The organism is Serratia sp. KG1D (assembly GCF_037150675.1).
GTDB classification, from domain to species: Bacteria; Pseudomonadota; Gammaproteobacteria; order Enterobacterales; family Enterobacteriaceae; genus Serratia; species Serratia nematodiphila.
Window position 1 is genome coordinate 2,405,558 of sequence record NZ_JBAGIH010000001.1, and the last position, 10,754, is coordinate 2,416,311.

General features: G+C 53.3%; 10 protein-coding genes and 1 tRNA gene. 2 read left to right on the plus strand and 9 right to left on the minus strand.

Annotation, left to right across the window (positions count from 1 at the left end; genetic code table 11):
- Positions 1-11: 11 nt before the first annotated feature.
- The 5 genes from WFM45_RS11695 to WFM45_RS11715 form a co-directional block, all read right to left on the minus strand.
- Positions 12-458: a type VI secretion system baseplate subunit TssE gene (locus tag WFM45_RS11695; RefSeq protein ID WP_015378391.1), complete on the minus strand. Its 447-nt coding sequence runs from the start codon at positions 456-458 to the stop codon at positions 12-14.
- Positions 459-539: 81 nt separating this feature from the next.
- Positions 540-1,064, minus strand: coding sequence for an Hcp family type VI secretion system effector (locus tag WFM45_RS11700; RefSeq protein WP_004935369.1), 525 nt, complete (start codon positions 1,062-1,064; stop codon positions 540-542).
- Between the two features lie 231 nt (positions 1,065-1,295).
- Positions 1,296-2,822, minus strand: a complete 1,527-nt coding sequence (tssC, locus tag WFM45_RS11705; protein WP_004935371.1) for a type VI secretion system contractile sheath large subunit — start codon at positions 2,820-2,822, stop codon at positions 1,296-1,298.
- Entirely contained in the window at positions 2,819-3,376 is a 558-nt protein-coding gene (tssB, locus tag WFM45_RS11710) for a type VI secretion system contractile sheath small subunit (protein WP_004935376.1), read from the minus strand. The genes tssC and tssB overlap by 4 nt, the downstream gene beginning before the upstream one ends.
- A 24-nt stretch (positions 3,377-3,400) precedes the next feature.
- Positions 3,401-4,366, minus strand: a complete 966-nt coding sequence (locus WFM45_RS11715) for a type VI secretion system protein TssA (RefSeq protein ID WP_004935378.1) — start codon at positions 4,364-4,366, stop codon at positions 3,401-3,403.
- A 1,609-nt stretch (positions 4,367-5,975) separates the two neighbouring features.
- Here WFM45_RS11715 and WFM45_RS11720 point away from each other — a divergent pair.
- Positions 5,976-6,410, plus strand: a complete 435-nt coding sequence (locus tag WFM45_RS11720) for a DoxX family protein (protein ID WP_015378393.1) — start codon at positions 5,976-5,978, stop codon at positions 6,408-6,410.
- A gap of 57 nt (positions 6,411-6,467) precedes the next feature.
- Here WFM45_RS11720 and WFM45_RS11725 read toward each other — a convergent pair whose 3' ends face one another.
- The 4 genes from WFM45_RS11725 to WFM45_RS11740 form a co-directional block, all read right to left on the minus strand.
- The gene (locus WFM45_RS11725) at positions 6,468-7,100 is read right to left on the minus strand and encodes a helix-turn-helix domain-containing protein (protein WP_234721092.1); all 633 of its coding nucleotides are present in this window, start codon (positions 7,098-7,100) and stop codon (positions 6,468-6,470) included.
- Between the two features lie 119 nt (positions 7,101-7,219).
- Positions 7,220-7,690, minus strand: a complete 471-nt coding sequence (locus WFM45_RS11730) for a MarR family winged helix-turn-helix transcriptional regulator (RefSeq protein ID WP_156865887.1) — start codon at positions 7,688-7,690, stop codon at positions 7,220-7,222.
- Positions 7,680-9,167 carry a UbiD family decarboxylase gene (locus WFM45_RS11735; RefSeq protein WP_082996635.1) on the minus strand — a complete coding sequence of 496 codons (1,488 nt, stop codon included), beginning with the start codon at positions 9,165-9,167 and terminating at the stop codon, positions 7,680-7,682. The genes WFM45_RS11730 and WFM45_RS11735 overlap by 11 nt, the downstream gene beginning before the upstream one ends.
- Positions 9,168-9,638: 471 nt before the next feature.
- Positions 9,639-9,728, minus strand: a tRNA-Ser gene (locus tag WFM45_RS11740).
- A gap of 92 nt (positions 9,729-9,820) precedes the next feature.
- On the opposite strand from WFM45_RS11740, the gene mtfA reads away from it, so the two are divergent.
- A complete protein-coding gene (mtfA, locus tag WFM45_RS11745; RefSeq protein ID WP_004935401.1) occupies positions 9,821-10,621 on the plus strand; it encodes a DgsA anti-repressor MtfA in 801 nt (266 codons plus the stop codon).
- The last annotated feature ends 133 nt before the right edge of the window (positions 10,622-10,754 follow it).

Consider the following 10,754-nt stretch of genomic DNA (forward strand, 5'->3'; position numbering starts at 1 on the left):
AGTCACCCCTATTAATCAAATACGTGTACGGCGCCACAGGAATAATCAAGAGCGATGCGCAAATTAACCAGCATTTCGTCACCCGGTAATGAGCAGGTGCCATAAATATCGAATAAAATCGCCAGCACATACGATTGGCGTTCATTCACTACAGGCACCACACGAATCGTTTTCGGATCCAGACGCGGCTCAAACGAAGTAATGATTCTTTGTATATGTCTCGCCAGCGTTAACGGATCGGTATTAATCGGTATGCGTTGGCTCAGCGACGGCAGGCCATAATTCAATACCGAGCTTTCGCTGTGCGCATAATCATGAAGTTTCAAATCAGCGCTGCGCGATGCGTCATTCAGTAAAAATTCGATATCACGCACCAAAACACGCCGCCAATTATCGGCGCTGGCGCTTTGATGTCTCACGCTGAGCTTATCGAATAGCATGGGCAATGACGCTTTCATTTAACACCTCGCGATAAGGCTTATGTCTGCCCGCAATCGCTGCGGGCAGACAGCCTGCAATTAGTGTTGTGACATCAATGATCAGATACGGGCATTAAGCTTGAGGTCATACCCCGTCTTAATTACCGCACCCATGGAGCCATCATTGTTTTGCTCTTTGTACTCAACTTCGATACGTGCGAAATTCAGCTTGATAACGTCGGTTGGCAGCACGGTATCGATTTCAGTACCGATGGTGGAATTCAGCGGCATATTACCCACGGTCTTGAATGAGGAAACCAGGCAGTTGCTGAAGGTCACGGCAATGAAGTCTTGCTGACCCTGGCCTGATTTACGGCAAACAAGTTTTGCCTGAGGAATATGCTCGCCGGTGGCGCACATCAGGAACAGTTTCGGCGAAGCCTTATTGCTCACCATGCGAAACTCAAAGTCTTTCATCTCGACTTTGCCTGAACCGCCGCCGCTCCCGAACCCCCAACGGCCGGCGTTTTCTTCCGCCCATTGCCAGGCTTGCAGCTGAATCCAGCCAGGGTAGGTTTGGTCGGGTGATTCACCATCAACACCCTCAATTTTCAAAAAATAGTCTACTAAAGCTTTCGTGCTCATTTTTTGTCTCCTTGACTGATAGGTCTACTTCGTTAATTGAAAAGTCTATTCAGATAAGTCGTTATATTGCCTACGCGATCATTGAAATAGCGACAATGAGAACCCATTAGCCATTAATAAATAGCAATAGCGTAAAAAACAGCGCCACTAGATTTCAATGAAACATCAATTCCCACCAACGCCATTTAATAATTAACGTCGGCAATATCCAAACCAATGACCAGCCGTAACTTATCTGCTCCCATCTTTTTTGGCTGACGGAAGTTTTGATACAAGTCGCAAGGACACGGTCATGCCTTCCAACTGGTAATGCGGGCGCAAATAGAAATGCGCGCGGTAATAACCCGGATCGTCTTCCACATCCTCAACGCGCACCTCGGCGGCGGCTAATGGACGACGCGCCTTGGTCGCCTCGGTCGATACGGAAGGATCGCCATCGACGTAGTTCATCAGCCAGTCATTCAGCCACAGCTGCATATCGTCCCTGGACCGGAAAGAACCGATTTTGTCGCGCACGATGCATTTCAAATAGTGCGCGAATCGGCACGTGGCGAAAATATAAGGCAAGCGCGAAGACAGCTTGGCGTTGGCCGTCGCGTCGGGATCCTCGTATTTCGCCGGCGCGTGCATGGTGCAAGAACCGATAAAAGCGGCGAAATCGGAATGCTTGCGATAGACCAGAGGCAAGAACCCGGCGTCGGAAAGCTCTTGCTCGCGCCGATCGGAAATGGCCACTTCCGTCGGGCACGTCAGTTCATATCCGCCCTCATCGGAAGGAAACGCGTAGGCGGGCAGTTCTTCCACCGAGCCGCCGGATTCGATGCCGCGAATCTTCGAACACCAGCCGTACTCATGGAACGCGCGGTTGATGTTGACGCCCATCGCATACGCCGAGTTGGCCCAGGAAAAATCATCATCCACATCCGGCCTGACGGACTCCTCGAAAGCGAACTCTTCGATCGGGTTGGTTTTCGCCCCGTAAGGCAAACGCGACAGGAAACGCGGCATCGTCAACACCAGGTAACGCGAGTCGTTGCTTTCGCGCAGGCGGCGCCAGGATGCATATTCCGGCGTGGTGAAAATCTTGCCGATATCCCGCGGGTTGCCCAGTTCGTTCCACTTGCTCATCTGCAGCAGCGACGGCGACGCGGCGGAAATGAACGGACAGTGCGACGCCGCGGAAATTTTCGCCAACTCGGTCAGCAGCGTGACGCTCATCGGGCTGTGATCGAATTCAAAATCGCCGATGATGCAACCGAACGGCTCGCCGCCGAACTGACCATATTCCTGTTCGTAAATCTGTTTGAACACCGGGCTTTGATCCCAGGCGGAGCCCCGATAGCGGCGCAAATTGCGCGTCAGCTCATCCTGGCTGATGTTCAACACCCGGATCTTGAGCGTTTCGCTGACGTTGGTGTTATCGACCAGATAACTCAGACCTTGCCAGGCGGACTCCAGCTTCTGGAACTCCTTGTGGTGCAAGATATTGTTCATCTGTTGCGAAAGCTGTTCGTCGATCTGGGCAATCAACGATTCAATGGTCAATACGACATCCTGGCTGACCTTGACCTTGCCTTTGTTGGCATATTCGGACAGCGTGCCGATAGCCCGACGAACCGCTTCCGAAGCCTCGTTCGTTCTGGGCCGGAATGAACGCTTGAGCAAACCGTCAAGCTCATTTTCCGTGTCCTGCGTTTCAACTTCAGCGACTGCCGTAGCCTGCTGCTTAGCCGAATAGCGTCGTTGCCTCGCTCTCATTCCTCATCTCCTTTATTGCCGGGATCCTGCACATCCTGTTCCGCATCCGCGACCGTTTTACGCGCATCCGTCACTAAACGATGCAGAAAATCGGGTTTCTCCAGCAGATTCTTCACCACCTCTTCCGCGCTGGATTTACCATCCATATAGGTGATCAGCTCCGTGAGATGCTCCCGGGCTTCAAGCAGGCGTTGCATCTGCGGAACCCGTTTGGCGATGGCGCCAGGCGTGAAGTCATCCATCGATTCAAACTCCAATTCCACGTCCAGCAACGCATCGTCTTCGCTCAGGGTGTTCTCTACGTAAAATTGCAGACGAGGCTTGATGGCGCGCATGCGATCGTTGAAGTTGTCCTGATCGAAGGTCAGGAATTTCCGCTCTTCGATCGGCAGCAAAGGCTTTTTCCGATGCCCAGAGAGATCGGACATGACCCCCGTAACAAAGGGCAACTCCACTTTCTTTTGTGAACCGTAAAGCTCTACGTCATATTCAATTTGCACGCGCGGCGCGTTATTTTTACCGATAAATTTCTGAGAGCTTGAGTCCTTAGCCATTGGAAAACTCCTTTGTGATAAAAATTACTTCCCGGACAATTGATTTAACGAGGCCAGAGATTCCGGCAAAAGCTCCTCAACAATCGTCGCGAAGTCCATACCGATCATTTTTTGTGAACGTCGAATAAGAATGGGGGCCGGATGGCTGGGCTCATAGTTTTGGAAATAGTCCAAAACCTGATCCAACAGCAAGATGACATCCTGCCGGGAACGGATATATTTGCCGGGCATGGCGACAGGCGCGTCAGCATCCGGCGAGTCAATCTCCGCGTCATCCCGTTCAGCCGGCAATTCCTGCTGTTCCAGTGAAGCCAGCTGGCGGCTGAACTGTTTCAAATAGTCGCGCACCTGCCGACAGTCCAAACGATAATCTTCAGCCTGCAGATTGGCGTAATTCTCGACGCGCTCCAGCGCATCGATTTCCAGCGCCAATTGCTCTTTCAGCGAAGGCAGATTTCTGCCGGCAAAATAACTGTCGGCTTGCCCCAGCACCTTTACCACCTCCGAAAAATGCAGGCTTTTGCCTTCCTGCTCGTCAAGCCGCATATTCAGCAGCTCGTCGGTGGTTAACGGCGTGTCGGGAAAAATCTTGCTGTTCTTGATTTCGTGCAGACAGGACGATGTGGCGAGCCACCCTAATGCGGCCGCATGAAAGCTGTCCGATGAGGGTTCCATGTCCGCCTGAGGGAAAATGGTGGCGCCCTCCTCGGCATATTTGGCGTCAATATCCTTAATGCCCTGGTAGAAGGCCGAAAAACCGTCGATATGAAGATTGGCGCGCATAAACCACAGCACGACATGTAAATCGAAGCACTGTTCCAGCAACGCGGCAGACTGCTCGCGAATGGCGTGCCAATTGATATCACGCGCATTGTCTACGGCATTAAGCGGATCGGTTTGGCTGTCATATTCCGAAAGCGTGAATTCAATTTCACTGTATCGTGGATCAAATTCGACGCCATTCACTTCCGTTGAGATGACTTCATTCATGGCCTGATATCCTTTTCAATCAGCACTAGAAACATAAAGCCTAATAAAGCGGGCTTTTACGTTCGCCAGTCTTTCCCAGAGTCCTTTTAGCGTAAGTTAGTCGTCACCAAGCTCGCAAATTGTTTAGATGTATTAATATTAACAACAATAATAGATTGAGCCTATCAATAGAATCACAGTGATCGGTTTAAACTATTTTACATTTACATATTTATTTTTTTCTTTCAAAATCAATAAATTGCAACCGATAATTATGCAAGCTAAGAATAGGAAAAAAATCAAAAACTGCCCTAAAAACAACGTTTCATCCTTGGTAGGATAATTCCAGTAATACCACTGGATACAAATAATTTAATTGGCAAATGATAACCACAGTAAATAGTGAAATTTTTTCATAAGACCATGACAGCCAGTCGTTTCTTGCAAGCGGGTAGCACGCAATGATCAATAGAAAACGATGGCAGTGTGACTTTCATTTCCAGCACTCAGTACTTACACATGCGAAACCTGGTGTGAAAATAAACAATTTGGCGAGAGTTTTGATTATTAATTTTAAAGCTAAAGCACAGATTAACATTCCGCCGTGGTGCACCGAATACCTATTGGTACACAAACAGCCTGGTGGATAAAGCATCATTCTTTTATAGTTAACTCAGGGTAATGATCAGAATCATTTAAGATTCAATTCCCCTTTGTGTGTGTTCTCATACGGCTTACCGCGGCAAAAGCATCACTGCGGTAAAGAGTCTCGCAGACTAAAGTGGCATTAGAGATATCATTTACTATAACGGCAAAATAACCACGTAAGCGCTGCAACGACAGGAACCGTGTTAAGACCAGCGATCTGTTCCATATACAAGAAATGTTTCCCTAACTGATAAGACCACTAATTTGATACTAGCAAAGGCAAACCCAATATCAAGAAAAAATATTATTTTTTTAATAAAAAAATAACAAATCAATATACATAAAATAAACAATTCAATAACTTAAAACAGCGCTGAATCGATTACTTTTACGCCAGGAAAAATAGTTCATGGGAATTTACCCCCCCTCATAACCCCCTCAGTCAATCTCCCTCATTCTCTTCGGCATTGAATTGTCATCAAAAAATAAGAAAATCTATAAAAATAAAACCCGCCACAGGCCGTACGCCCCACAGGATCAACTTTCGCAAGGCAAAATAAGCAAGATAATTCCCAATAAAAAGGCCGAAAAAAAGCGTTAATGATTTAGCGGTTCAAAATAAAAATAAAGGTAACTCTATTGGGTTATTAAAGCGAAAACGCGCACCTTTTCATTGCTGCAAAAAAACCTTATGAATCTTTACGTTGCCTGTCCTTTGACAATCCTTGATGAAAACGCAAATCGGGTAGCCAACACATACAGAAAAGAGATGGGCTACGCGGCGGGCCACCTCTGCCGATGACTTTTCTCATCCCCGGTTCGGCCCGTGCGCACAGGTCATTCCACCTAAAAATCAGGCCGCACCGCCGGCCTCGCCCGGCGATTTAACGCCAAGCCCGCCGTTTTCCTGATCCAGAACAGCTTTCGCATTCATCCGACTGATATATTGATTGAAAATCATTCCTATTCAGGAGAAAAAGCCATGGTTAAGTCACTTAATGCGGCATTCACTCGCTTTTTTGACCACCCGGACGCCGGCAAATTGGCGCTCAGGCTAACCTTCGGCGGGCTGATGCTGTTTCACGGCGTGGCGAAGATTCAGCACGGCGTCGGCTGGATCGCCGGGGCGTTGCAGGAACAGGGGTTACCCGCCTTCATCGCCTATGGCGTGTATGTGGGGGAGATCCTGGCGCCGATACTGATCATTTTGGGGCTGTTCACCCGCCCCGCCGCGCTGGTTTACGCCTTTACGCTGGTGGTGGCGTTTTTGATGGTGGGCACCGGCAAGGTCTTCACCGTCACCGACGTCGGCGCCTGGGGCATTGAAAACGAGCTGGTGTTCTTTATGGGTGGACTCGCCATCCTGCTGCTGGGCAGCGGCAAATACGCGATCGCGCGGAATGAAGCCTATCGGTAAGCGGTAGCATTAATAAGGAGGTTCTTGGTTTGAACCTCCGCTGTGCGGAAGCGGCGTTTAACGATCGGCCAACCGGTATACCGGAACCTGGCGCGTCGTGCCGGTCAGGGTGTCGAAAATCTCCGTTTCCGCCGTCACGATCGTCATGCCGGTTTTTCTTAGCCTGCGCACTTCTGCGGCGATGCGCTGTATGCCGAACCAGAACAGTCCGTCCAGCGCCGTGACGCGCAGCCCCTGCTCCAGCGCCAGCTTAAGCCGCTCACGCGGCGCCTTGAGCGCTTTGGCGATTTCCCGGTAAGGCAGCGCGCCCACGCCCGACGCCGAAGTTCGGTGAATGCGGGTCGACAGGCCATATTGGAAGGCCTCGGGCACGTCGCTTAAATCGCTTTTCAGGCTGTAAACGCAGCCAAAGCGCTTGCCGTTGAACACCACATTTTTTTGACTGATCGACAGCTCATCGCGCAGGCCGGCAATCAGCTGCGGCGCCCGCACCAGCAATAAGCGAAACGGCAATTCGAAACTGGTCACATAGTCCACGTTGAGCAGCGCAATGCGCAGACGCTGTTCCGCCCCGGCCTGCGTCTGGCGACACTCGTTCAACACCTCTCTCCACTGGCGCGCGAGCCGCGGGGCTTCATCCAGCGGCGCGAAGTGGTATTTCTCGATGTGGTAGTCGATCCTTTCATTCATGTCCGTTGGCCCCTGCCTCAGTCATCATGCCCTCAGCAAATTACCTTACCCGCGGGCAACAGTACAACACCGCGATGAGGTCACTCGGGAAATACGGCGCTGGCTTTCGCCGGAACGGACTACGCGTGCTCGATGAACAGCATCATGCGTTGCAGTGCGTCATCCAGGGCACTGAGCCCGGCATCATCCAGACAGGCCATCAGCTGTGCGTCATAATCCGCCACCCATTGCCTCGCCTGGTCAAAAATGGGACGAGACGCCGGCATGACGCGCAGATATACCGCGCGCTTATCTTCCGGATCGGGGAAGCGCGCGACCCACCCCCGATTAACCAGTTGGGTGATCGTACGGCCTAGCGCGGTGCGATCGGTCTGCGAATGCGCTATCACCTCGCTCATGGCCACGTCGCCCGGAAAGCTGTAGAGAATGCGCAACGCGCGCCACTCATGGAGGCTGAGTCCTTGCAAAGCGAGTAACGCAGACAGCCGTTTTTCGCGGTGACGCACCACCTCCGTCATCCTGTAAAGCGCGCCATTGGGCAATCCCATTCCCCGTCTGCCGCTCTGCGCGCCTTTTTTTTCAGAATCCATACTGTTTCCAATTAGCCTCGACTTTTGCCCTGACCTGTTCCGGATAAGAGTGCCTGAAAGAGGCGGTACCCGCACGTGTTACGCCGCTGAACTGCTCGGGGAACAGGCAGTTGATGATGGCTTTGCCGCCGCTACCGCGCGCCTTGTCTTCTTCCGTCAGGTACGGCACCATCGGGAACTCGCGTACGTCCGGGAAGATAAAATGATCGCGCGCCGGATGTGAGCGCGTGGCCAACGCCCAAACCACCTGATCGATATCGACAATATCAATGTCATTGCCGACCAGTATCAGTTTGGGGATCAGGTAGCCCGCATGCGAACCGAAGACCACTTCCGCCACCTTGCCGGCAAAATCCGCCGCGGTGGCATTCATTCCGGCCAGTTTTTCGATATCGACGGAGACCACCGCCCAACAGGTCGCCGCCTCATAGGAACACCAGACAAAGTCAACGGGCAAGGCCGCGCTCTGCAGGGTTTCCAGCAGCTGAGCTGATATCATGGTGCCCCAGATCGTATGATTTTCTTCCGGCGGCGTGCCGGCGACGCAAATCGGCAAAATGGGGTCATCGCGAAACGTCACCGCACGCACATGAAACACCGGCTGTTCATGGCCTTGCTGGTGTTGATAGCCGTGATACTCCCCCATCGGCCCCTCCAGCGCCCTCTCCGTAAGGCTGATTTCACCTTCCAGCACAATTTCCGCATTGGCCGGCACCCAGAGATCGTTGGTTTCCGCTTGGGTGAGCGTGACGCTTTTACCGAGCAGCGCGCCGACATAGTCAGGCTCACTGACGCCGGCCGGCAACGGCATCCCCGCGACCGCCACCGCGGCAGGCGGCGCCCCGAGCACCATCGCCCACGGCGTAGGTTTCCCTTCTCGGCGCCACATTTCACGGATCATGCCGATGTGTTGGGTGGGTATCGCCGGGCCGGTGAGACGATTGCGATCGAGCATCATGAGCCTGCCGACTCCCCAGCTATGCCACTTTCCGTCCGGGGATTGCACGACATGGAACCCGTAGGTGCCGAAATAGCGCCCGCCATCCCGTTCATGCAACAGCGGTACCGGGAAGCGTTCCAGATCAACCTCGTCGCCACGCCAAATATTCTCTTTCACCGGGCCGGTCGAACAATAATCCGGCGCAAACGGCTCCGCCTTCACCGCCCGGCGAATCGCCGCCACGATATCCCGCGGAGCGCTCTCCGGCGGCAGCCCAAAATGGAGGGCGAGGCGAGAATAGGCATGTTCCGCAGAAGCGAGCATGCCGGCCGGTGCGCCGAGGATGCGGGCCCCCGGCATCGCGCCCGCCACATGATGAAATAGCGGAGCCGAAAGCCGTTGCTCATAGACCCGGCGGCAGACAGCCGCTATCTCCAGGTCGGCGGAAACTTCCTGATGCACGTCGACCAAATCGTTTCGGCGACGCAATTCCTCAATGAAGTGACGAAAATCCAGTGCGCAATCGAGCAAACTCATGGCAAGTCCTCCAGTCTCCAGGCGGTCAGCCCCTTCTTTAGCCCTCGTTTCGGGCAGGAGACTGATCATTTATGTGCATGTGCACACATATTAGTGCGCAAAAAATCGCGTGTAAATACACTCTATCCTGGAGGCGTTGGGCATGTTGTCAGTCTGGCAAACTTTTCAAGGGATAGCGGACTCAGGCCGTGCACGCCCCTGCCGGCAGGCATTATCGCCGTGACGGTTTCACACGTTCAGCGTGATTGGCATGCATAGCACTGGGCTTGCCGCAAGCGCCGCACCGGGTTCAAGCGCAACGTGGCTCACAAAATGAAGAACATAATCGCAAAATGCTATTCGTTGATATTGCACGAGTTATAATGCGGGAAAGGATCTCGGCCAACGCAAACCGGTTTCATATCCAACGGTTTACAAGCATTAGCGAAAGAAAAGGATTTTGATTCAATGGGGGAATAACGCGGGGTAAAGTGGCGGAGAGAGGGGGATTTGAACCCCCGGTAGAGTTGCCCCTACTCCAGTTTTCGAGACTGGTCCGTTCAGCCGCTCCGGCATCTCTCCTGACAACGCTTGCTATCATGCCCGCTTTTGCGGCATTTTTACAGCATTAGCATACCGCTGAACGTTCAAGTGATGAGTTTACGAGCAACCTGATGATTAAATGGCCGTGGAAAGCGACTCAACCCTCTCAATCCCAGGCAGACATCGAGGCCCAGTGGCAGGACGCGCTGGCGATCCCGCTGCTCTCGCCGCTGAATGAGCAGGAGCGGCAGCGGCTGGTGGCCGTCGCCGGGCAAATATTGCAGCAAAAGCGCATCGTGCCGCTGCAGGGGCTGCAGCTCACCTCGCAAATGCAGGCGCGCATCGCCCTGCTGTTCGCCTTGCCGGTGCTGGAGCTGGGCGCGGAATGCCTCGACGGCTTCAACGAAATTCTGCTCTACCCCACCCCGTTCGTGGTGGAAGACGAATGGCAGGACGAGATCGGTCTGGTGCACTCGGGGCCGGTGGTGCAGTCGGGCCAAAGCTGGGAACAGGGGCCGATCGTGCTCAACTGGCAAGACGTGCAGGACTCTTTTGACCTCTCCGGTTTCAATCTGGTGATCCACGAAGCGGTGCACAAACTGGATATGCGCAACGGCGGCGTCGCCACCGGCGTGCCGCCGATCCCGCTGCGCGAGGTGGCCGCCTGGGAACATGATCTGCACGCCGCGATGGAAAGCCTGCAGGACGAGATCGACATGGTCGGCGAAGAGGCCGCCAGCATGGATGCCTACGCCGCCACCGATGCGGCCGAGTGCTTCGCCGTGCTGTCGGAGTATTTCTTCAGCGCTCCCGAACTGCTGGCCGAACGCTTCCCGGCGCTGTATCAGCACTTTTGCCGCTTCTACCGCCAGGATCCGCTGGCGCGCCTGCTGCGAGACCAGGCGGAAAACGACGCGCAATGGGCTGATTGACGGGCGTATTGCTCAGATACCGAGCAGTCGCACCGCCTGGGGCAATTTAGCGTTGACACACCCGGAGCCGCTGGATATGATGCGCCCCGTTCACACGATTCCTCTGTAGTTCAGTCGGTAGAACGGCGGACTG

Bases quoted from the DNA above. Each gene is read 5' to 3' on its own strand.
- WFM45_RS11695 (WP_015378391.1), bottom strand. From the start codon at position 458: ATGAAAGCGTCATTGCCCATGCTATTCGATAAGCTCAGCGTGAGACAT.
- WFM45_RS11700 (WP_004935369.1), bottom strand. From the start codon at position 1,064: ATGAGCACGAAAGCTTTAGTAGACTATTTTTTGAAAATTGAGGGTGTT.
- tssC (WP_004935371.1), bottom strand. From the start codon at position 2,822: ATGAGAGCGAGGCAACGACGCTATTCGGCTAAGCAGCAGGCTACGGCA.
- tssB (WP_004935376.1), bottom strand. From the start codon at position 3,376: ATGGCTAAGGACTCAAGCTCTCAGAAATTTATCGGTAAAAATAACGCG.
- WFM45_RS11715 (WP_004935378.1), bottom strand. From the start codon at position 4,366: ATGAATGAAGTCATCTCAACGGAAGTGAATGGCGTCGAATTTGATCCA.
- WFM45_RS11720 (WP_015378393.1), top strand. From the start codon at position 5,976: ATGGTTAAGTCACTTAATGCGGCATTCACTCGCTTTTTTGACCACCCG.
- WFM45_RS11725 (WP_234721092.1), bottom strand. From the start codon at position 7,100: ATGAATGAAAGGATCGACTACCACATCGAGAAATACCACTTCGCGCCG.
- WFM45_RS11730 (WP_156865887.1), bottom strand. From the start codon at position 7,690: ATGGATTCTGAAAAAAAAGGCGCGCAGAGCGGCAGACGGGGAATGGGA.
- WFM45_RS11735 (WP_082996635.1), bottom strand. From the start codon at position 9,167: ATGAGTTTGCTCGATTGCGCACTGGATTTTCGTCACTTCATTGAGGAA.
- mtfA (WP_004935401.1), top strand. From the start codon at position 9,821: ATGATTAAATGGCCGTGGAAAGCGACTCAACCCTCTCAATCCCAGGCA.